Source organism: Pedobacter aquatilis (genome assembly GCF_032678425.1).
GTDB classification, from domain to species: Bacteria; Bacteroidota; Bacteroidia; order Sphingobacteriales; family Sphingobacteriaceae; genus Pedobacter; species Pedobacter aquatilis_B.
The window spans coordinates 610,318-632,613 of the sequence record NZ_JAVTSG010000001.1 but is presented as its reverse complement, the minus strand read 5'-3'; the positions used below and the strand labels follow the sequence as shown (position 1 = coordinate 632,613).

Annotated in this window: 16 protein-coding genes; 7 read left to right on the top strand and 9 right to left on the bottom strand. The window is 38.8% G+C overall.

Annotation, left to right across the window (positions count from 1 at the left end):
- Positions 1-57 precede the first annotated feature (57 nt).
- The 4 genes from R2Q16_RS02520 to R2Q16_RS02505 all read left to right on the top strand — a co-directional run bounded on the left by R2Q16_RS02520 (position 58) and on the right by R2Q16_RS02505 (position 6,695).
- Positions 58-360, top strand: a complete 303-nt coding sequence (locus R2Q16_RS02520; RefSeq protein WP_316734961.1) for a GIY-YIG nuclease family protein — start codon at positions 58-60, stop codon at positions 358-360.
- Positions 361-729: 369 nt separating this feature from the next.
- The gene (locus R2Q16_RS02515) at positions 730-4,038 is read left to right on the top strand and encodes a TonB-dependent receptor (protein WP_316734960.1); all 3,309 of its coding nucleotides are present in this window, start codon (positions 730-732) and stop codon (positions 4,036-4,038) included.
- A 26-nt stretch (positions 4,039-4,064) separates the two neighbouring features.
- On the top strand, positions 4,065-5,843 hold the full coding sequence (locus tag R2Q16_RS02510; RefSeq protein WP_316734959.1) for a RagB/SusD family nutrient uptake outer membrane protein: 1,779 nt from the start codon (positions 4,065-4,067) through the stop codon (positions 5,841-5,843).
- 12 nt (positions 5,844-5,855) lie between these two features.
- A complete protein-coding gene (locus R2Q16_RS02505; protein WP_316734958.1) occupies positions 5,856-6,695 on the top strand; it encodes an endonuclease/exonuclease/phosphatase family protein in 840 nt (279 codons plus the stop codon).
- Positions 6,696-6,978: 283 nt separating this feature from the next.
- Here the strand turns inward: R2Q16_RS02505 and R2Q16_RS02500 are convergent, their stop codons facing one another.
- The gene (locus tag R2Q16_RS02500) at positions 6,979-7,557 is read right to left on the bottom strand and encodes an Ig-like domain-containing protein (protein ID WP_316734957.1); all 579 of its coding nucleotides are present in this window, start codon (positions 7,555-7,557) and stop codon (positions 6,979-6,981) included.
- Positions 7,558-7,712: 155 nt separating this feature from the next.
- On the bottom strand, positions 7,713-9,422 hold the full coding sequence (locus R2Q16_RS02495) for an alpha/beta fold hydrolase (RefSeq protein WP_316734956.1): 1,710 nt from the start codon (positions 9,420-9,422) through the stop codon (positions 7,713-7,715).
- A gap of 406 nt (positions 9,423-9,828) precedes the next feature.
- Here R2Q16_RS02495 and R2Q16_RS02490 point away from each other — a divergent pair, with 406 nt between their 5' ends.
- A complete protein-coding gene (locus tag R2Q16_RS02490; protein WP_316734955.1) occupies positions 9,829-10,485 on the top strand; it encodes a hypothetical protein in 657 nt (218 codons plus the stop codon).
- Between the two features lie 271 nt (positions 10,486-10,756).
- On the opposite strand, the gene R2Q16_RS02485 is transcribed toward R2Q16_RS02490, so the two are convergent.
- The 5 genes from R2Q16_RS02485 to R2Q16_RS02465 are packed head-to-tail and all read right to left on the bottom strand — an operon-like array spanning position 10,757 to position 18,694.
- On the bottom strand, positions 10,757-12,001 hold the full coding sequence (locus R2Q16_RS02485; RefSeq protein WP_316734954.1) for an adenylate/guanylate cyclase domain-containing protein: 1,245 nt from the start codon (positions 11,999-12,001) through the stop codon (positions 10,757-10,759).
- A 36-nt stretch (positions 12,002-12,037) separates the two neighbouring features.
- Complete coding sequence (locus R2Q16_RS02480) at positions 12,038-12,910, bottom strand: hypothetical protein (RefSeq protein ID WP_316734953.1); 873 nt, start codon at positions 12,908-12,910, stop codon at positions 12,038-12,040.
- A gap of 47 nt (positions 12,911-12,957) precedes the next feature.
- On the bottom strand, positions 12,958-14,370 hold the full coding sequence (locus tag R2Q16_RS02475) for an efflux transporter outer membrane subunit (protein WP_316734952.1): 1,413 nt from the start codon (positions 14,368-14,370) through the stop codon (positions 12,958-12,960).
- A gap of 1 nt (position 14,371) precedes the next feature.
- A complete protein-coding gene (locus tag R2Q16_RS02470; protein WP_316734951.1) occupies positions 14,372-17,530 on the bottom strand; it encodes an efflux RND transporter permease subunit in 3,159 nt (1,052 codons plus the stop codon).
- A gap of 21 nt (positions 17,531-17,551) precedes the next feature.
- Positions 17,552-18,694 carry an efflux RND transporter periplasmic adaptor subunit gene (locus tag R2Q16_RS02465; protein WP_316734950.1) on the bottom strand — a complete coding sequence of 381 codons (1,143 nt, stop codon included), beginning with the start codon at positions 18,692-18,694 and terminating at the stop codon, positions 17,552-17,554.
- A gap of 339 nt (positions 18,695-19,033) precedes the next feature.
- Between R2Q16_RS02465 and R2Q16_RS02460 the strand changes: the two genes are divergently transcribed.
- Both R2Q16_RS02460 and R2Q16_RS02455 read left to right on the top strand, forming a co-directional pair.
- Positions 19,034-19,612 (top strand): porin family protein, encoded by a 579-nt coding sequence (locus R2Q16_RS02460; protein WP_316734949.1) that lies wholly within the window; start codon positions 19,034-19,036, stop codon positions 19,610-19,612.
- 93 nt (positions 19,613-19,705) lie between these two features.
- Entirely contained in the window at positions 19,706-20,371 is a 666-nt protein-coding gene (locus R2Q16_RS02455) for a hypothetical protein (RefSeq protein ID WP_316734947.1), read from the top strand.
- A 52-nt stretch (positions 20,372-20,423) separates the two neighbouring features.
- On the opposite strand, the gene R2Q16_RS02450 is transcribed toward R2Q16_RS02455, so the two are convergent.
- A complete protein-coding gene (locus tag R2Q16_RS02450; protein WP_316734945.1) occupies positions 20,424-21,176 on the bottom strand; it encodes a LytTR family DNA-binding domain-containing protein in 753 nt (250 codons plus the stop codon).
- Positions 21,170-22,279, bottom strand: a complete 1,110-nt coding sequence (locus R2Q16_RS02445; protein ID WP_316734944.1) for a sensor histidine kinase — start codon at positions 22,277-22,279, stop codon at positions 21,170-21,172. Before R2Q16_RS02445 ends, R2Q16_RS02450 begins: the two co-directional genes overlap by 7 nt.
- Between the last annotated feature and the right edge of the window lie 17 nt (positions 22,280-22,296).

Genomic DNA, 22,296 nt, shown 5'->3' with positions numbered 1-22,296 from the left:
ATAATTGCTAAACCTCCCTATTTTGTTTTCATCCCGGTAACCATCCCGAATTATACCATGTTTTATCTTTACATTCTCTATTCTGTATCATCTGATAGATATTATTTAGGTTATACTGATTGTATCGAAAGACGACTCTCTAAGCATAACTTTAGTAAAAGATTAACCTATACTTCTAAGCATCGCCCCTGGATTTTAAAAAAGTCAATTGAACTCACGAGTAATCGGGGATTGGCCATGAAGATTGAAATTGCTGTAAAAAAGTTAAAGAGCAGGAGAATATTAGAAAAAATTATTTCAGATATTAATACCGTTGAGGAACTCACTCAGCAGGTTAGAGTCCCGATTTGTCGGGATTAATCAGAGGGTCGCTGGTTCGAACCAGCAGAGGTAGCCAGATTGGGTAAGCACTTTTTACGGTCGCTTGCCTTTGTTTTTATAGGCTATCTTTCTGTTAATCAAATAGCTCATTTGTTAAGGAGTGTTTCTCAAAATGGTTTGATGTTTAAGTTCTTCAAGATTGAATTTTTTCATGAACATCGAAGCAATAATTTTTCTAAAATAAGTGCGGGACGCAGATTCTCAAAGCTGACTATTCGCTAAAATCTAAAAGATAAGAAGTTAAATTAGCTTAACATTAGCTTCATATTTCTGGGATAACTTTGGAGGATAAATCCATAAGGGAGAAAACTAAAACGTTTTAGTCAAACCAAACTAATTAATTAACTAATGAAAAAACCTTTACTGCAAGTAAAGCGGCTTTTGCTATTCTCATCCATAGCCTGCCTGCTTACTAATGCGATTACGGCGCCTGTACTGGCGGCCTCCTATTCAAGAAATTCATTTCTGGAAAATGCCAAACAGGGATCGGGAACGATATCTGGTAAAGTTGTGGATGAGAAAGGTGAACCACTTCCTGGGGCCAGTATTTTAATCAAGGAAATCAACAAGGTTGTCCAGAGTAATTCAGATGGTACATTTACAGTTCCCGCACCTGCAGGTAGCTATAACATCACGGTTACGTTTATTTCCTATGCTACAGTTTCTTTAAGTAAAATCGTGGTAAAAGTGAATGAAAATACACCGCTTAATATTATCATGAAGGGAGAGTCAGGAACTTTGAACGAGGTGCTTGTAGTGGGCTATGGTACACAAAAAAGAGAAAATGCTACTGGTGCGGTTGACCAGATAACTTCAAAAAATATTGAGAACCGCCCGATTACCAATTTGACTCAAGGTTTGCAAGGCTTGCTCCCTAACTTGAATTTGAAAATGCTAGATGGTAAGCCCACGCAATCACCGAGTTACAATATACGGGGTACAACTTCAATTGGTCAGGGTGGTAGTGCATTAATTTTAATTGATGGCTTCGAAGGCGATCCAAGTTTGTTGAATCCTAATGATGTTGAAACGGTTTCGATTTTGAAAGATGCGGCTTCAGCAGCAATTTACGGAGCAAGAGGTGCATTCGGGGTAATTTTAATCACAACTAAAAAAGCTGAGAAGGGACGCACAAATGTTGCTTTCTCTTCAAACTATTCAATTAAAAGTCCATTGCAGGTTCCTGATTTTGTAACTGATGGATATACCTGGGCAAAAATGTTTGCCGAGGCATTTGTAAATGGTGATGGTGCGTTTCCTCAGAATGCCAATAAAACCCAGAAGTTCTCTCAGGCTTATTTGGATGAATTCAAGCGTAGGGCAGAATCAGGCCAACCGTATAATCAAATCGAAGTTAACCCGACAACCGGAGAATACACTTATTATGGCAGCACAGATTATTATGCTGAATTATATAAAAAGAATACCGCTGCAATAGAGAACAACCTTTCGGTAAGTGGTGCAAGTGATAAAGCCTCCTATCTGGTTTCAGGTCGTTTCTTAAATCAGGATGGTTTATTCAGGTACAATAGCGATGATTATGATATGAAAAATATCAGGGCCAGGGGTTCTGTTCAGGTATTTCCGTGGCTTAGTATCGAAAATAACGCGGATTACTCTATAATGAACTACCATAATCCAATAAATGTGGGTGAAGGTGGTGGTATCTGGAGAAACATTGCTGATGAAGGTAAACCCAGTATGCCAATTTATAACCCCGATGGTTCATTGACTTTTGCAGCGGCTTATACCGTTGGTGATTTTATTTACGGTAAGAACGGTATAGATACCCGTCGTCAGGTATTTAGAAATATAACTGGACTACGGAGTAACTTCTTTGACAATAAGTTTCGTGTGAACGCAGACTTCACTTTCAGAAACACAAATAATAATATTGAACAGAAAAGGGTTCAGGTTCCGTATAGCAATTCGCGTGGCGTAACGTCTTATATCGGTACAACTACAAACGATTTATTATTTGATTTAAGGGAAACCAATTATTTGGCGACCAATATTTTTGCTGAATATGAAAACCGTTTTGGTATTGACCATTACCTGAAAGCAATGGTTGGATATAATTATGAGCAGTCAACTTACAATAGAACCGCTGTGCAACGTAACGGGATTATTTTTGAAGATGCTACAGATTTAAACCTGGCTCTGGGGCAATCCATAGTTACTGGTGGTGGCTATGAGCAATGGGCAATATTGGGCGGTTTTTCAAGATTGAATTACAGTTTCAAGGACCGCTATCTGTTGGAAGTTAACGCCCGCTATGACGGCTCATCAAAATTTCCATCTAATCAGCGTTATGGTTTCTTTCCATCTGTTTCAGGAGGTTGGAGAATTAATAAGGAGTCTTTCTGGAATGTGTCCGATAAGATTATTACTGATTTAAAGGTAAGGGCATCTTATGGCTCATTAGGTAATGGTAATATTGCATCTTACGCTTTCCAGGAAATTTTTAATGTTAGTCAATCTGGTGTTATTTTAAATGGTTCACGTCCACAAACGACGCGTAACCCTGCTGTATTGCCGGATGGCTTGACCTGGGAAACTTCGACAACCACAAACGTCGGTTTGGATTTAACCATGTTATCTGGCCGTTTAAGCTTTACAGGAGATGCCTACATCAGAAAAACTACGGATATGTTTACCACCGGGCTTACACCTCCAGCTGTATTCGGGGCTGATGTACCTAAGGGTAACTATGCCAACTTAACTACACGCGGATGGGAGGCTTCGGTGAGCTGGAATGACAAAATTGGGAGAGGAGATAAGCCGGTAAGGTATAATGTAAGGTTAACCCTTGCGGATAATAAAACCAAAATCGATAAGTATAATAACCCGGATAAGCTATTGAGCGATTATTATGAAGGACAGACTTTGGGCGAAATATGGGGTTATGAAACAGAAGGCTTCTTTATAGATGAAGCGGATATTGCCGCTCACGCTAAGCAGGACCCGCAGATGAGGGCTTCTCCGACCGGAAGATGGTTTCCTGGTGATATTAAATTAAGGGATTTAAACGGCGATGGCCTAATCAATGTTGGCGAAAATAAAGTCGGAAAATCTGGAGATAGAAGAATTATTGGTAATTCGGCACCAAGGTATATGTATGGCATCAACCTTGGAGCGGACTGGAATAACTTTTCTTTCGCTGTTTTCTTTCAAGGCGTGGGTAAGCAACAGTGGTATCCTAGTACAGAAACAGAAATGTTCTGGGGGCAGTATAACAGACCATACAATAACGTGCCTACATTCCATTTAGGTAACATGTGGACGCCGCAAAATACAGACGCTTATTTTCCAAGAACAATGTCAAGAGCCGCATCTAGTAACACTAACCGTACCCTTGGCGTAGCACAAACCCGTTACTTGCAAAATGTGGCTTATTTAAGAATGAAGAACATTCAGGTCGGTTATACTTTGCCAACGAAGTGGATTAACCGGATTGGTGGCAGAACTGCGAAGGTATTCTTCTCAGGGGAGAACTTGTTTTCTTACTCGCCGATGTATAAGATAGTAAAAAACACCATTGACGTTGAAAATGCAGTTCCTGCAGACCGGGATTTGAATCCAGGCAGTACGAATGGAGATGGCTATAATTATCCATTGATGAAAAGCTTCTCGTTTGGTTTAAATGTTGGATTCTAAGCCATTGGCTTATAAAAAGATAAAAAATGAAAAAACATTATATATTAATTTTACTAGGTTGCCTTGGTTTTGCAGCCTGTAAAAAGCTTGATCAGCAGCCACAGTCTACCGCTTCCAAACAAGCTATTTTTGGTACAGAGAATGGTCTTAAACTGTACACGAATTCATTTTATGGAATGGATTTCCTTCCTAAGAACTCAACAAGTCAGGATGCAATGTCAGATTATCTGGCGGTGCGTTCCGTACAGGATTTTATTCGCGACGGTGCATTCGGCGCTAATAATAGTTCAGGCTGGAGCTGGAGAGATTTGAGGAACATTAATTATTTTATCGTCAATTGTAACGATCCTGCTGTCCCGGCTTCTGTAAGGAATAACTACTTGGGTATAGCCCGTTATTTCAGGGCTTATTTCTACTTGGATAAAGTTAAGCGTTTTGGTGATGTGCCCTGGATTGGTAAACCGCTTGATATTGATGATCCAGCTTTAGTTGGGGGGCGTGATAAAAGGGAGTTGGTTATGGATTCGGTATTGGCAGATATAAATTTTGCCTGCGCAAATATCCAAACGACTATCGACCCGAGCCGTACGACCATTACCAAATGGGTGGCTTATGCTTTTAAATCGAGGCTATGTCTTTTTGAAGGGACATTCAGGAAATACCACACTAATTTAAATTTGACTGGCACTGCAAACCGTTGGTTACAGGAATCTGCATCTGCTTCAGAAGAAATCATTAAAAACGGTGGGTTTTCGCTGAATACAGCTGGTGGACCAGGTGTGTCCTATCGACAGGTATTCACCAGTAATACCCCTGTCGCTAGCGAAGTTTTGCAGGCAGCAGTTGCCGATGTTAATCTGGGTGTTTTGAATGAAGCCAATTGGTGGTGGACGAGTGGAACCTATGGAGCAAAGGCAAGTTTTACTAGGACATTCATCAATACTTATTTAAAATTGGATGGAACCCCCTATACTAATGACCCGGCTTACCGCACAATGGTTTTCAAGGACGAGGTGAAAAACCGTGATTTAAGGTTAAAACAAACCATCCGTTTAGGAGATTATAAGCGCATCAGTAACGGACAGCAGGTTCCCGCTCCTCCGGTTTTCTCTTACACTTTTACCGGTTATCAGCCTATAAAATGGACTTTGGATGATTTATATTATGATGCAGGGGCTTTGAATACCAACGCTGTTGCTTTGTACAGGTATGCTGAAGTTTTGTTAAACTTTGCCGAAGCTAAAGCAGAACTGGGAACTTTAACCGATGCAGACTGGGCGCTCACCATTGGTGCATTAAGGGCAAGAGCAGGAATAACTGGAGGTTTAAATTCAAAACCTACTGTTGCTGATCCTTACTTAATAGCAAATTATTTCCCTGGTATTTCTGATGCAACTTTGCTTGAAATCAGAAGGGAAAGGGGAATCGAATTAAGTCTTGAAGGTTTGCGTTTTGCGGATATTCTGAGGTGGAAAAGAGGTGCGCTTATGGAGCAGGAATGGAACGGGTTTTATGTGCCATCTTTAGTAACGCCTATGGATTTAAACGAAGATGGTATACTGGATGTAGCTTTTTATCAAGGCACGAGACCGACACCTGCTGCCGCTGGGGTAACTTATGTTGATGTTTCAGCAAATATTGGAACAGCTGTTAATTCTCAATTATTAAGAAATGGTAGCTCAGGTGAATTAACTTGGATGAAAGAAATTCCAAGGAAATGGAATGAGCGTAATTATTATTATCCGATTCCGTTGAATGACCTTCAGCGAAATCCGAATCTGAAACAAAACCCGGGTTGGGAATAAACAAAATTAGATATGAAAATAAAACGAATACTGGCTGCTGCCACGCTTTTCTTCGCAGCACTAGCAGCAGATGCGCAGCAAATTACGATTGGAACATTTAATATTCGCTATGATAATCCAAAGGATAGCGGAAATCTATGGGTTGATAGGGCACCAGTGGTATCCAATCTTATCAGGTTCCATAGGTTTGATATTCTAGGTGTTCAGGAAGCATTAAAAAATCAATTAAAGGATATCAGCAGCGCATTACCTGAATATGAGGTTTATGGAAAAGGACGTGATGACGGTAAGGATGGAGGAGAGCATTCTGCTATCTTCTTTAAAAAAGACCGTTTCAAATTAATAAAAAGCGGAGATTTTTGGTTATCCGAAACCCCGGATAAACCTGGGAAAGGGTGGGATGTAACCTGCTGTAACCGGATTTGTTCATGGGTTTACCTACAGGATTTGAAAACTAAAAAGCAGTTTTATGCATTTAATGTTCATTATGATCACCAGGGTAAAGTTGCCCGCCAGGAAAGCAGTAAATTAATCTTGCAAAAGATTGAGGAGATTGCTGGTTCGAACCCAACACTTTTAACCGGTGATTTTAATGGTGGTAGAGATAGTGAATGGTATCAGCGTTTAGCGAGTTCGGGAAAGGTAGTGGATGTGTATTCAAAAGTTAAATTTCCCTATGCAAATAATTCATCTGCCAATGGTTTCAGGACACCTAAAGGACAGACTGTAATTGATCATATCTTTATGACCAGTCAGTTTATAGCAAACAGGTGGGGGATTTTGACAGATACTTATTATGGTAAATTCCCTTCCGACCACTTTCCGGTTTTAGCTGAAGTTGAGCTTAAATAAAAAAGGTAATTTATATTATTTAAAACAAAAGGGATGCTTAGGCAGCCCTTTTGTTGTCTATACGCCGGGCTACAAGCTGAAAACTGATGGAGTTATGTTCAAGAGTTAAATTATTTACCGATATGTGAATGATTGATAAATACAGATTTTATAATCTGATAAGTAATGATTAAAACTATTAGCCGATAATAAATTTATACGGCGGGATTATAAATCCCAAAATATTTTAACTTCGAGATGCCTTGCAGAACGTCTCGAAGAGCTAATTTAAGCTGCTTTGCATCTATTGAACAACCTTAATAATACATTTAACCGTTAAATTTGTCGCAGTGACTACAGAAACAGTTGCATCACCAGGTTTAATTGCGATAATCATTCCATTCTGATTAACGTTAGCAATGGTTGAGTCTGATGAAGACCAAACTACCGACTTATCTTTAGCAACGAATGGCGTTATAACAGGATTTAACTGAAGCGTTTGTCCTTGCTTTAATGTTGTCATCGCAGGTACCAAAGAAATTCCAGTTACAACACCATCGACAATAATAACAGTAAATCTATCCAATTCTCTATTATCCAACATCGCTTTAACAGCTGTTGTTCCAGGCGCAATTGACTGAATCGTTCTATCATCCAGAATCTTAACTATCCCTTCATCCAGAGATTCAAATTTGATTGCAGAAAACGGATAATTTGTTATGCTTTCCCTAAGCTCAAAAGTTTGTTTCTCTCCTGTAAGCAGACGCATTGTATAATTGTGGAAGTCAAAAAAGCGCTCTGGAGCTACAGCTTCGTTCTTAGAACAACCTGAAAATAATACAATTGAAAGGATAAATATAAGTAAGCGTTTTAGAATTTTCATATCGTAAGCATTAATTACTAATAAAGATCATAACACTATATTTATTTTATATTAAAGCTGTATTAAATGTCTTACCATCATGATCCTGTTTAAGATTTTGAAAAATTATACATGTAAATTCTCAAACTGAGAAAAATTTTCAATTGAATTGTGCTCTAATGCTTTGTTTTTAGAAAATCGAGTACTAAACTATTAAATACCTCCGCATTGTTGAGCGGCGCATAATGATTGCTGTTTTGTATGATTGTTATTTTGGAGTTTTTCAGATGGGCATGAATTAATCTGGTATGCGATTCTTTTACAACGTCTGACTCACCCGCTAAAACAAGCACTGGTACTTTTATGGTGTCTAGGTCAATTGCTTTAATTTGCGGTTGCTCTAACACTAAATTTGTTAAACGTAGCTGATTTAAAGAACTCAAATCAGTATTCTGCTTTAAGCTATCTCTGCGTTTCTTAAAAATATCTAATGTTCTATTATCAATAGCGTCATGCCCTGGAGATAAATTTGCCCCCATTATAATCATCTTATTTATTCTATTTTGATTTTTTAAGGCAAAGGTTAATGCGGTATTCCCTCCGTCACTCCATCCAAGTATGTTGGCTTTTTTAATGGATAGTGCATCCATCACCACTTGCAAGTCTTTGGCAAAAAGTTCATAACTATAAGGGGTCGTCTTATTATTGGTACTATTTCCCTGACCTCTCGTATCTATTGCAATGATTTTATAATGCGCTGATAGTGTTCCAATTTGTTTTCTAAAAGAATTTATACTTTCATTATTTCCATGGAGCAAAATCAAGGGCATTCCCTTACCATAGGTTTCGTAATAAATCTCCCCATCATCAACTTTAATTTTTTGTCCCTTATTATTACCGTACAAGAGTTCAGATAGCTGTGGTGCTGTTTTAAGTAATGCTGTATCATTGTGGTTATCTACATCAGAAAGTTCTTCCTGCCCGGTTTTCCTTGAGTAAGCTTCGATGCCAAGTAGTAAGTGAGAACCCGAAACTTTTTGCCAGTCCGCTGCTCCCTTCAATCTGTAAAGGCTAGATTTTAAAGGGTTCGGTAAGGATGGAAGGTAGAATGTTTTTTGTGTAGTATCGCCATCAATAGGTTTTAAATCTAAAATAGATAAAGAAAGGGCTATCGTTCTAAGTCCTTTGATGTTGATTTGATACGGTTTTAAATCTATGCTTTCTGTTGTAGGCATTCCAATAGCTTTTGAACCGATTATATCAAAGATTACATCCTTGTCGAGTATAGATTTGCCTGGTAGGTCATTTTCTACATTATAGATATTCATCCTCAATTTTATGCGTTCAAAACTTCTCTTATTAATTCGGAAATGTAGTTTTTGCAATAAAATATCTTTGTCTATTTTTAGTATTGTTGCTTGTTCTCTACCTTTTTCATCACTGAATTCTGGTATTGATTTATACATCTTGGGAAAGAATATAAGTGTAGCAGTCCAGCGACCATATTTTTTTAATTTCTGGGGTGCTGCGGTAATTTTAATGGTCTCAAGCACCTGAATGACTTGTTTTAGCTGAATGGTTTTTTCGTTTTTTAAAAAATCATTAAAGCTCAATTTTAGGGTTTCATAACCAATAGCAGAAAAAAATATAGAATCTGATTTAGTCATTTCATTTTCAAGATAGGAAAACCTGAATTTCCCAATTGAATCGGAAACGGTGCCAATATTTCTGTTTTTCAAGCTAATACTTGCATATGGAATAGCTATGGCATTTGTTTTATCTATGGTTGTTCCAACAAGTGTTTTAGATTGACTGAACAGATTAGCATTATTCAATACTAACACTAAAAACACCAAAACGATAGCGTGGTAAAAGGGTGTGTTCATTTTAAAGAAAAATGGCATATTAATTTTTTAAAGGATAGATGATTATTATTTACCCGAGGTTGCATCCTAAAAAAAATCCTTCCCCCAATTTCTGAGCTGCGATTAATTTAATCCAATACACGCTAAAGATTATTACATCTGTCGCACCTTGGATGCTCCATCGTCGCACCTTGTTCGCAAAGGATAGTAATTTTTGTAATTCGGATTTCCTTTGTTGGCAGTGGCTTGCACAATGGCCTCGACGCAGGTACGAATCAAGTCCGCACCTGGTCGACAGAAATGTCGCTATAAGGTCACTTTAAGGTCGCTATAACCTCGCTATAACTAAAAGAAATTTTTGTAAATTACTATGGATTGATTGCCCGGGTGGGCTGTGGGTTGGTCGTTATTTAAAGTTAATCAAATTATGGCAAAAGTACGTTCGATTTTAAAATTAAGTGGAACAATATCGGGAATGACATTTGTAGACAGTAAAGCTTACGGCGCACATAACCGGGCCAAGCGAGGAACTTATACGCCCATCACGCTGGCTGAGGGGATGAAAGAAAGTGCAAGTGTGCAAACCCAGGTGAATCTAATGGCTAAGGTTATCTTCGATGCGGTTAATGATTTTGTGCCAGGCTTTAAGGATGGTAAATTCTGGTCTCGTTTATTATCCGTTTTTCGACAACAAAAAAAAGCGGGGAATGGTTACAAATACGAGGATTTTAATCTAATGGAAATGCGTAAAGATTATCCAAGTACAAAGTTTGGTACATTCAGGCTTACAAAGGTAGGGGATGATGAAATACACCTCAGTTATATATTGTTCAAGACGTTAAAATGTCGCCTCAGGCTTTTGAGGATTGCCACTGACCAAACATTGCTGAACGCATATCCTTTGGAAGTATTTTCGGTAGATATTGTAGATGAGACTAAAATGAATAGTATGCCTGTTGAGTTTAGTGTATTACCTGCTGAAGCTTGCAGTTTATATGTTGTACATTGTGAATTGCTGATTAATGGTAAAGCCAACGGGTTGGTGAGAGATAGTAGCGTTAATTTTTTAACGGTAAATATATAGGAATCGTATTTTTTAGAAAAAGCCCTGAGTTAACGATATTAGAATTACCCAACATTCTTCTTACGTTAAGCTCAGGGTGCTAACAAGTCCATCCAACTTGTAATCAATATAGACATGCTTAGAATGTCTGAATCAAATATATAGCCATCCTAAAATGGATTTGAAAAAAATGAACTCAATAGTTAAAGATTGCACCTGAATCGACGGATTGTTCGCCTGAACTATTTCTTGTTCAGGTTCTTTTAGAAGCTCCAAACTTAGTAAACTATTTTTAGCCTGCTATGACTTTAAAAACCTCAATAGCGTTCTTAAATCCCTTTATTTTATGGTGCCCGACGGATTCATATTGAACATTTTGTTGGATTGAAATCTTTTCTTTTACTGCACTGGTGATAAGAATGTCGCTGTGGAATAGCTTATTAAGCTGTTCTATTCTAAAGGCAATAATTACCGCCGAACCGCTTATGGAGTATTGCTTACGTTCCTCATTTCCAATATTTCCAACCACAACCTCACCCGAATGAATACCAATGCCTATTTTCGTTTTTTCAATTGTCTTTTCGGAGGACATGCGACTCACAAGCTTAATAATTTTAGTTGCTGCATTTAATGCGGATAAAGCATGCCCTTCATCATTCCGCATGCCAAAGGATGCCATAATACCATCACCTAAAATTTGATTGACCAAGCCTTTGTGTTCAGTTATGATTTCAATTATTGGTGAAAAAATTTTATTCTGAAAAGCCATAATCTCCTCTGGAGAATGCCTTTCAGCAAAGACTGTGAAATTCCGAATATCAAGAGACATGATTGTAATTTCCCTTTGACTTCCATCATGCGTGTTACTTGTTAATTCGGCAGATATTTCTGCAGATACTTGCTGACTGAAAAGTATACCCAATTGCTCATGTTCATTTTGGATCTGAATTTTGGTGTCAATGAGTTTTCTTATCTGTTGCGCAACGTAGCTTGCTGCAATACCACTTATCAGTAAAACAGCACACCTCAAATAATAACTGTTCTGTGGTATAGCTAGAGAAAAATAGGAAAGATGGGTAACAATCGCATATTGGCCAATAGCAACAATGGTAGCGAAAATAATAAGGTTCCTGTTGATGTGCAACACAGAAAGAATTAAATAAACCATGTAAAGCATGAAAAACAGTGGAGATTCTATCAGATGCATTCTCTTATCTATGCCCGGTATAAAAGACATCAATGAACTGATAAACGTCATTTCTATAAAGGCATTGAGATATTTAAACCAGTTAGGTGCTGCTCTTTCCTGTTTTATCAACCGGCGCAAAAAAAGTATGACTAAAACTTCATAAATGAGAAAGGAAAAAAACCAGATTTGCAGCGAGCCATTGAACTCAATACCAAAATCGAGTGAATTAAAACTCTCCAAAAGCCCTATAGTGAAATAAATAACATCCAGTCCAATGATGAATAGGATTGTAACCATCCTTGCTCTTTGATATTCACTTTTTGCAACCTCTTTTTCGAGCAATGTCATCGATAGATTTCGTTTAAGCTATAAATTTAAGATTCACTATCCAATCATAAGAAACCTTTTGGCGAATAAATCAAAAGATTCAGTTTTCCCTTTATTGAGGAGATTAAGGTCAGTTGTTGTAAAATCAAAGAGACCTTCGGAAATTTTTTTATGCAATACATCTACCATAAATTCAGCTTGTTGAATCGAAGTGCCAGCATGAATCATCATCGATTTTACAGATACAGGATCGAGGTTTAGGTTTCGCACCTTAGTGCCCATCGTTTTGGTGGCTATATCAGCCATATCTTCAAAACCATATTGCGCTGCCGAGGTAAGGTGGTAAATCATGTTTTCAAATCCATTCTCGTTGCTTACCCTTGCAATGGCAGCACAGATATCGTTGCGAGAAGCAAAGTTGAAAAGCGCTCTATTGGTTGCCGAGCTAATAAATCCCCCATCTAGTGTATTCAAAAAATCAATATTGAATATCGATTCCCGGTCGATGCTGTTGAGTAATATTGTGTAAGGAATTCCAAAATCGAGATCATCAACATGCTGGGCAATATTAAAAAATGGATAGGTGAAGTTTCCGAATCCTGGTGATGGTATAACGATGATAATTTTGGAAACACCGGCAAGCCTTGCACAGCAGTTAATTTCCAAAAAACTTTCTCTGGTTGTTTGTCCTTCCAACACTGGGAGGACAACAATAAGTTTTTCCAGGTCTGATAGCTTTTCAACCATTGCACCTTTACCATTCAAATTTAAATGCCTGGGCTGGATGCCATAATTGATGAAGGGAGCGAATGAATCAGGCTTATCGAAAAAGGAAACAATTTTATTGGGTGCATTACCCTTAAATAATAATTGGTTAACAATCGTTAACGATAAAGTTGTTCCGAAATCTATGATGCCAATCTTCTTCATTCTTTTTGAATTTCCGGGCATGCGCAGCATACCCGGAAGATAATTAGTTATTCTGCACCGCCACCCAAAGACCTGTATAAATCGATGATGGCATTAAACTTATCTCTATTAATTTCTGTTTGCTCCAGCTCATTTTGCAGGCTGTTATTCTGCGCAACAATCACTTCTAAATAGGTAGCCATGCCACTTTTAAAGAGTAACATTGCATCGCGATTTGCTTTTTCTAATGCGGCTCTTTTTTCACTTACGAGTACAGCACGTTCTTCGGCATATTTTGACTTCACGAGTGCATCAGATACTTCACCTACAGCTGTCATTACGGAAAGGCGGAAGGTTTCTGCTGCTTTCTGCTGTTCTATCTGTGCAATTTCATAAGCGGTGCGCAATTCCTTTTTTCTAAATATTGGCTGCGCAATATTTGCTGCAAAGTTCTTTGCCAGTGAGCCAGGCAAGTCAAACCAGTTGTTAAACTTGAATGAATTCATGCCAACAGAAGGCGTTAAACTCAAAGCCGGATACATGGCCGCTTTTGATAAGCCGGTACTTGCATTGGCCGAAACTACTGCAAATTCTGCAGCTTTTACATCTGGTCTTCTGCTCAGTAAACTCGCTGGTACCCCTGTTGGAAATAGACCTGAATTAAGCATTTCATTGTTGCTTTCTGCCCGCTGGATTTTATCCGGGAAACTTCCACAAAGAATACTCAATGCATTTTCCTGTACTTCGATATTCTGCTTGGTAAGCGGTACAAGAAGCTGTGCCGTTTTTTTCTGCGCCTCTGCCTGATCTACCGCCAGCGAGTTTGCCTGTGCAGATTTAAACTGCAATTTTATCATACTCAATGTGCTGTCGCTTAGTGCGGCATTTCGTTCTGCAACCTTAAGCTGCTGATCTAAAGTAATCAGGTTATTGTAACTTTGTGCAACCTGTGCAACGATTCTGGTTTTTAATGCCGCCAGGTTTTCCTTTTGCTGAAAATAGTTCGCTCTGGCCGCATCTTTCTGCATTTTTACCTTTCCCCATATGTCGGCTTCCCACGAAAGTGAAAGTGTAGCGTCGAAATTATCAAGGTAACGTTCGCCGGTAAACTGCTCATTAAGCGATCCGTTCAGGGAGTTTTTTGAAGGAAAGTTTCTGGATGCGCCAATCGCCAGATCCAACGTAGGTATTAAGCCCAGTTTAGCCTGTTTGTACGATAGGTTTACCTGTTCAAGATTAAGGAATGCCACAGAAACCTCTTTGTTTTTTTGCATTGCCTTTTCTACTAGCTGAGCAAGTTGCTGATCCCGAAAAAAAGTTTTCCAGGGCAAAAGTACGGTGTCTCCGGTCAGGCTAACCTGTTGTCTGTACTCCGATGGTACATCAAGCTCCGGGCGTACATACTTTTTACCCACAGCGCATGAACTTAGGTAAAGCGCTGAGGCAAAAAATAAATATATATTGATTTTTGAAAATTTCATCTTAATGGTGATTTGGTGTTACGGTGTGCGTTTCTTTTTTGATGGAAATTTTTTCCTGTAGGTATTGGAAGAGAATGTAAAGCAATGGAATTACAAACACGCCAAAGATTACACCTGAAAGCATACCAATCGCTGCCCCGGTACTAATAGAACGATTTCCCATAGCTGAGCCTCCGGTAGCAATCATTAAAGGAATCATACCTACAATAAAAGCAAGTGAAGTCATGATAATCGGGCGTAACCTCGATTTAGCACCCTCAATGGCCGATTCAATAATCGTTAAGCCAGCGGCTCTACGCTGAACGGCAAATTCAACAATCAGAATGGCATTTTTGGCTAAAAGTCCGACCAGCATAATCAAGCCCACCTGAACATAAATATTGTTATCCAGGCCAATCGCCTTAATGGCAGCAAACGCACCCAATATACCCGTCGGAATGGACAATAAAACCGGTAAAGGAAGCAGGTAACTTTCAAACTGTGCAGCAAGTAAAAAGTAAACGAATAACAGACATAAAGCCAAAATCATAACCGTTTGGTTTCCTGAAGATTTTTCTTCCAAACTTAATCCTGTCCATTCATAACCATAATCACTTGGCAGGGTGTTGAGTACATTTTTTTCCAATGCCTCCATAATCTCGCCACTACTTGCATCTGGTTTCCCAACAACGCTAATGGTAAGTGCGTTGTAAAGGTTGTATCTTGATAAGGATTCTGGTCCGTAAACTTTATGCATGGTAACCAGTGAGCGTACCGGAACCATCTGGTTCTGATCATTGCGCACAAAGATTTCATTGAAAGCATCTTCGTCGGTTCTGAAAACACCATCAGCCTTTACATTAACCCTGTAGAACTTTCCAAACCTGGTGAAGTTCATACTTTGGTCTCCCGAGAAATAAGTCTGGATGGTATTCATCATCGAACTGATGTTAACGCCCATCTGGTTTGCTTTATCCTCGTCTACCTCAATTTCCAGTTGTGGGTAGTCCGTTCTGAAAGTTGTGTATGCGTATTGCACACCCGGTTGTTGCATAATCTGGCCAATCAGTTTGTCTGACATGGCTTTTAAGGCTGCGGGGTCTTTACCTGTACGGTCTTGCAATACAATTTCTGAACCACTGGTTACGCCATAACCATCCACCGGCGGACTTCGGAAAGCCATTACGCTGCCTTCTTTAATTTCAGCAAACTGTGCAGATAAAGTACCCATTATCTCGTCAATATTCTGTACTTCACCCCGTTCTTTTTTAGGCTTCAGTTTGATAAAACCCAAAGCATATGCCGGACTGGCACTGTTAGACAAAATATTGAAACCCGTAATTGAAGTACTGTTTAGTACGGCAGGCGTTTTGGCTAAAATGGTGTCGATACGTTTAGTGACTTCAGTTGTACGCGTTAAGGCAGTTCCCGGCGGCATACTCAAACTAAAAATAACAAATCCATCATCTTCCATAGGAACAAAACTTTTTGGGGTGCTTATCATTAACCATCCCGCTACGGCAGTGATAATTAAAACTAAGCCTGTACCAAGCCATTTTCTACGAATTAAAAACTTTAATCCTTTTAGGTAACGGTCTGTCAGATTTTCAAAACCTGCATTAAAGCCCATGAAAAAGCGCTTCGTAAAACCAGGTTTTTCTGCTGTATGACCCGGTTCTGTAGCATGGTTGTTCTTTAATAACAAAGCACAAAGGGCAGGGGTAAGTGTTAGGGCATTTACCGCTGAAATGATGATGGCAATTGCCAAAGTATAGGCAAACTGTTTATAGAAAATACCTGATGAACCAGTCATAAAACCGATAGGTATAAATACCGCAGACATCACTAGGGTAATTGAAATTACCGCACCTGTGATTTCGCCCATTGCACTATGCGTAGCTTCTTTTCCGGTCATGTTCGAGCCTTCCATTTTCGCATGGACGGCCTCAACAACCACAATGGCATCATCAACCACAATACCAATAGCAAGCACAAGGGCAAAAAGCGTTAGCACATTGATGGTGAAACCAAAGGCGAGCAGGAAGAAAAAGGTACCTAAAATGGCAACCGGAACAGCAATAGCCGGGATAATAGTTGAACGGAAATCCTGCAAGAATAAAAATACAACGATAAAAACCAGGATAAAGGCTTCGATTAATGTTGATTTAACCTGGCTTGTCGCTTCATCCAAACGTTCTTTTGAACTCATCAGACTAGTATGTGAAATGCCCGGAGGAAAAGATTTTGAAGCTTTCTCCAGTTCCGCCCTTACGCCAATTTCTATTTCGTTTGCGTTGGAACCTGTCGTTTGCAAAATGGCAACGGTTACCGCATTTTTTCCGCTTGCGGTTGAGTTCCCGCTGTAACTTAGTGAGCCAAATTCGATTCTGGCTACATCTTTCAAGCGTACCAAATCCCTGCCATTTCTTTTGATAACAATATTTTCATATTGCTCAGGCTGGTTTTTCTTACCCTTGTAACGCATTACGTATTCCAGTGCAGCGTCTGATTCTTCTCCCAGTTTTCCTGGAGCAGATTCGATACTTTGGCTCGCAATCGCTTGGTTTACATCATCCGGAATCAGGTTGTAACTTGCCATTTTCTGTGGATTTAACCAAACCCTCATCGAATAATCTTTTTGTCCGAAAACCTGCGCCTGTCCAACACCCGGAACCCTTTTAATACCTGGAATTAAATTGATGTTCACATAGTTCTGCAAGAATAGTTCATCATATTTCTTATTATCATCCGTAAAGATGTTAAAGATCATAATCATACTATTTTGCTGCTTCGAGGTGGTAAGTCCCATACGGATTACCTCTTGCGGCAGAATAGGTGTGGCTTGTTGTACCCTGTTCTGTACGTTTACCGCTGCCTGATCGGGATTTACGCCTTGTTTGAAAATGATAGAGATTGAAAAACTTCCATCATTACTTGCAGTAGATTTAATGTACTGCATATTTTCTACCCCGTTAATCTGCTCTTCCAAAGGAGTAACTACCGAACGGATTACGGCTTCACTGTTTCCACCCGGGTAACTCCCCGAAACCATTACGGTTGGCGGTGAAATATCTGGGAAACGGGTTACCGGTAATCGGCTTAGGCCAATAATACCCAATATTAAGAGCACTACGGAAATAACCGTAGCCATTACGGGCCTGTCTATTATCTTTTTTAACATGATTTTTAAATTGGCTGGAAACTATTTTTTTGTTAAATCGCCTTTAGCAGGGCTTGGTGCAACTTTCATCCCATGGTTAAGGTTATCAATGCTGTTCGCCGCAATTTTATCGCCTGCTTTAAGCCCTTCGTTAATGATGTAATCGTTTCCATCATGCCCGGCAATTTCTATAGGTCTCATCTCTACTTTATTGCTATCAGCCAAAACAAAAACAAATAGTTTGTCTTGTATGTCTTTCACGCTGGCCATTGGTACCTTTAAGGAAGTAGATAGTTCGCGGCTTAAGATGATTCTTGCTGAACCGCCTGAACGTAACATTTTATCAGGGTTAGGGAAAATTGCTTTTAATGCCATTGTTCCGGTAGACTGGTCGATATTACCACTCGCCAGTTCCAGCAAGCCGCTATGCTCATAAACTTTTCCATCTGCCATAACCATTTGTACCTTGTTCCCTGTAGCACCTGATTTCTTATTTTTAGTGTAGGAAATAAAATCAGCCTCACTCATAGAAAAATAAACAAATACCTGATTGATATCAGATAGTGAGGTTAAAGGTGCGGTATCGGTTGGCGTAACTAAATTTCCAATACGGTTTGGTATTCTGCCGATGTAACCACTTACGGGTGCTTTAATCACCGCGAAATTGGCATTGATTTTAGAAGAACCTAATGCCGCTTTAGCTTGCATTACTTGTGCAGTTGCAGATTCATATTGCGCCTGGGCGGTTTCCAGTTGCAAAGGAGATACAACCTTTCCTTCTACCAAGGGACGAACTTTTTCTACTTCTATTTTAGCAGTAGATTGCGCCGCAAGTGCAGCCTTCAAACTTGCCTGGCTATTGTTAACCTGCTCCTGAAATACTTCACCCTTTATCTTAAACAGCGGTTGGCCTTTACTTACGTAATCGCCTTCTTTAACATAAATCTGTTCTAAATAACCGGATACCTGCGCTTTAATATCAACATTAACCGAGCCTTCTATCGTTCCAGGATATTTTTGCTCCAATGTTGAGGCGGCCGGAGCGATAGTCAGGAAATCCACTTTAGTTGCTGGCTGAGCTGGCATATCCTCTTGCTTACTTCCACAAGAAACTGCCAGTACGGATATTAATATTAACAGTATAGATTTTGATAAGTCTACTGCTTTAATTCTCTGTGTCATCATTTTTAAATTGATTTTTTACGCTGCAAAGGAAGCTGTTTTGAGTAGTGGTTTGCTTCAAAAAATGCCTCAAACGTCGAAAATGGCGCCTCAAACGCAGACGTTAATGCCCTGAAACGTAATGGTGGATTTGGCGGTTTTTAACCAGGATTTGTGAACTAAAATCAAAGTATAACTTCCCCTGTTCGAATGTTGTTTGAAGCCTGGATTTTAATTTACCATTCAGGCAGGATGCGTATTAATTTGAGGTGCTTTTTTCTACGGTTCAGCTATTTTTTCGTTCAATGTTTTCTTTTCGCTGATAGTTTTGGCCTATCAAATAATCAAAAACAAAATAATAAAATGAGAAAATTAATCCTTATGGCTTTGCTTGCAACAGGAGCAGGCACAGTAAGTGCACAAAAATTAGAACTTATCCCTAAAGCGGGCATCAATATTTCAAAACAGGCAATTGATGCAACCAATGCAGAGAAATTTAAGGTTGGCTTTCAGGGTGGTTTAGGTTTAAATATCCACACGGGAGCAGGCGGTTTTTCTGTTCAGCCTGAAATTAATTTTATAGGTAAAGGCACTAAATTGGAATTTGCAGGCAGAAAAACCAATCTGGAACTGAATTATCTGGAATTACCAGTATTAGCCAAATATGCGTTCGGTCCGGTTTATATTAATGCCGGCCCTTCAATTGCTTTAATGATTGATAAGGAAAGTAAATTCATAAGCAATTATGGCAGTGCGCCTAAGAAATTTGAATTTGGCGTACAAATGGGTGCAGGCGTTGCACTTCCTGTGGGTCCGGGTAAAATTATTATTGATGGCCGTTATGCATTAGGCTTAACGGATGTGGCTAAGTCGGCAGGTATTAAAAACCGCGGCATAATGGCCTCATTGGGTTATGCCATTCCATTGGGCGGTAAAAAATAATCATCGTTTTAATTTTTCACCCTAAAATCCTGGATTGAACCTTAGAATTTAGTGTTTAGGTTTAATCCAGGATTTTTGCATTCTTATAATGCTATGATAGCAAAATTTTTAAGATTTCTGGTTTACTGTTTACTGGCAGTTTTGGCGGCCGAAATCATCAGACATGATGCTTTGTCTACTCATGTCGATAACCGGTTTTCTGAGGATTCCTTTACAGAACACATGCAGTCTGTTTTGTTAGTGATTTCTGCGGGTATTTCTATTTTTATTTTTAAAAAGGATAGTTATTACCGAATGGTCGCCCTGCTGTTTTTTACGCTGCTGGCCTGTTCATTTTTTAGAGAGCAGGATATTTATTTTGAACGTTACCTAGGTAAAACGACCTGGATGTATCCGGTGTGTCTAATCTTAATGTGGTTCGTATATCACCTCATCCGAAATTTCCGGCGCTTGGTTTTTGAGCTCAGGAATTTTGTTAACAGCTACTCATTTGGTATTTTCCTAACCGGATTTCTAACCACATTTATTTTTTCCAGGCTTTTTGGAAGAAAGATATTCTGGTATGCAGTGATGGATGAACGATACTTTAGGGCTGTTAAAAACGCTGCAGAGGAATGCCTGGAGCTTTTTGGTTACCTGATGCTGCTGATTGCAACGATTGAACTTTTATTGGAATCAAGAAAAAGAGCAGGTTTAGGCCAACGGCCTAATCCTAAAATGCCCGATTATCTGGTTGATTGGGACAGGAAGTCTGCTTAACGGGTTTGCTCATTAAAGAAATGGGATTATTCTATTTTATAGAATAATCCTTTTACTGTGCCAGCCATTCTTTTAATCCGGCAGATTTATCCCTGCTTACTATAACTTCCACATCCTTATCTTTTAACAACACCTTAAGTTTGCCATTGAAATAATTTAAGAGTTGTTTAACTGCATTAACATGGATAATAAATTGCCTGTTCGCCCTGAAAAATAATTTAGGATCTAACTGTTCTTCAATTTCTTCTAATGAATTGGGTAGAATGGCTTCAGCGCCATTCTTTAAATAAGCAGTTGCAATTCGATTATCCATTTCAATATATAGGATATCACTTACATCAATCACTTTAAAACCATCTCTAAAAGGTAGTAGGAATTTATTCTTATAATTTTTAGGTTTCAACTCTGTTAAGAGGCGGTTTAACGCGCCATCATCATACAAAGCACCTGCTTTTGATAATTTATTCAATGATTTTTCAAGCTCTTCGGATTCAATCGGTTTTAAAAGATAATCGATGCCATTGTGCTTAAAAGCTTGTAAAGCATATTCATCGTAGGCTGTGGTGAAAATTACAGGGCAATCTATACTTACTTTTTCGAAAATACCGAAGCTAAGTCCATCTGTTAACCTAACATCCATCATCACCACATCCGGACAAGCGTTATTTTGAAACCATTTTACGCTTTCAGAAATGCTGTCGAGCACCGCTAAAATATTAACGTTAGGGATTTGCGCCCGCAATAAACGGACGAGTCTGTCTGCATTTGGCTTTTCATCTTCTATGATGATGATATTTTTTACCATTGGATTAAGTTAATTTGAACTTTAAAAAGATGCTCGCTGGCCTCAATAAGCGGTGGCTTGGCAGAGAGCAAACTGAAGCGCCGAACAATATTGGCAAGTCCGATACCAGTAGATTCAACTATGGGATGTTCAAGCTTTACTATATTATTTTCAACAATAAGCGTATCCTCTAAATCACTGTAAATTTTAATAATAAGTGGATGCTGTTTATTGGTAATGTTGTGTTTAATGGCGTTTTCTATCAGTAATTGTAAAGTTAAAGGAGGGATGCTCAGGTGATGAATATTTTCCTTTAAGTTTATTTCAAAATGAACACCATCTCCAATCCTTTGTTTAATTAAGAATATGTAAGCATTCAAAAACCTGATTTCATCGGCAAGTGGGATTAGATTTTTTTTTGAATTCACGAGCAAGTACCGATATACTTTTGCAAAATTTTCTGAATATTGGTAGCCTAACTGTTGGTCTTCCAGAATGAGCTCTGATAGTACACTTAAGTTGTTAAATATAAAATGAGGGTCGAGTTGAAGTTTTAAGGCATTCAGTTCTGCTTCAATAGAAGCCTGGCTTAATTGAGAAACATGGAGTTTTTGTTCTGTAACCTCAAGTTCTGAGCTTTTCCAGTTGTTAATCATAAAACTACCTGTATTAACGCCTGTGATGATAAAAGAAATCACCAAACTGACCGTCAGCCATTGGATAATTCCCCTAATATCTTCAACAGACAATTGTTGATCAGCAGGTTCACTTTTGTTGTAAATCAAATACATACAAAATATGTTCATGATGATAAAGGATAGTACTACGGCAATATTCAGTGTTGTTTCAACAAGAAGTCTCTTACCTGGATGTTGTGTCCAGGGTATTTTTTTGTTTAGCTTGCGGTGGATAACCATTGCGCCTTCGGCAACCAAGAAGCAGAACAAAAAAGTGATCAGCCATTCGGCAAGAATATCCCAGTAGCTTCTGTCAAAGTAATTTTTCCAGAATTTAGCATAAGGGTCGAACAAAAAGGATATCAAATAGAAAAGCACGAAAGTGCAGAAGAGAAAAATAATTCTTCTGTTTTTGTTGCTGAGAAAAGTATCAACCTGGTTTTCCATATGATGAAGGATTAGCT

Bases quoted from the DNA above. Each gene is read 5' to 3' on its own strand.
- R2Q16_RS02520 (WP_316734961.1), top strand. From the start codon at position 58: ATGTTTTATCTTTACATTCTCTATTCTGTATCATCTGATAGATATTAT.
- R2Q16_RS02515 (WP_316734960.1), top strand. From the start codon at position 730: ATGAAAAAACCTTTACTGCAAGTAAAGCGGCTTTTGCTATTCTCATCC.
- R2Q16_RS02510 (WP_316734959.1), top strand. From the start codon at position 4,065: ATGAAAAAACATTATATATTAATTTTACTAGGTTGCCTTGGTTTTGCA.
- R2Q16_RS02505 (WP_316734958.1), top strand. From the start codon at position 5,856: ATGAAAATAAAACGAATACTGGCTGCTGCCACGCTTTTCTTCGCAGCA.
- R2Q16_RS02500 (WP_316734957.1), bottom strand. From the start codon at position 7,557: ATGAAAATTCTAAAACGCTTACTTATATTTATCCTTTCAATTGTATTA.
- R2Q16_RS02495 (WP_316734956.1), bottom strand. From the start codon at position 9,422: ATGAACACACCCTTTTACCACGCTATCGTTTTGGTGTTTTTAGTGTTA.
- R2Q16_RS02490 (WP_316734955.1), top strand. From the start codon at position 9,829: ATGGCAAAAGTACGTTCGATTTTAAAATTAAGTGGAACAATATCGGGA.
- R2Q16_RS02485 (WP_316734954.1), bottom strand. From the start codon at position 12,001: ATGACATTGCTCGAAAAAGAGGTTGCAAAAAGTGAATATCAAAGAGCA.
- R2Q16_RS02480 (WP_316734953.1), bottom strand. From the start codon at position 12,910: ATGAAGAAGATTGGCATCATAGATTTCGGAACAACTTTATCGTTAACG.
- R2Q16_RS02475 (WP_316734952.1), bottom strand. From the start codon at position 14,370: ATGAAATTTTCAAAAATCAATATATATTTATTTTTTGCCTCAGCGCTT.
- R2Q16_RS02470 (WP_316734951.1), bottom strand. From the start codon at position 17,530: ATGTTAAAAAAGATAATAGACAGGCCCGTAATGGCTACGGTTATTTCC.
- R2Q16_RS02465 (WP_316734950.1), bottom strand. From the start codon at position 18,694: ATGATGACACAGAGAATTAAAGCAGTAGACTTATCAAAATCTATACTG.
- R2Q16_RS02460 (WP_316734949.1), top strand. From the start codon at position 19,034: ATGAGAAAATTAATCCTTATGGCTTTGCTTGCAACAGGAGCAGGCACA.
- R2Q16_RS02455 (WP_316734947.1), top strand. From the start codon at position 19,706: ATGATAGCAAAATTTTTAAGATTTCTGGTTTACTGTTTACTGGCAGTT.
- R2Q16_RS02450 (WP_316734945.1), bottom strand. From the start codon at position 21,176: ATGGTAAAAAATATCATCATCATAGAAGATGAAAAGCCAAATGCAGAC.
- R2Q16_RS02445 (WP_316734944.1), bottom strand. From the start codon at position 22,279: ATGGAAAACCAGGTTGATACTTTTCTCAGCAACAAAAACAGAAGAATT.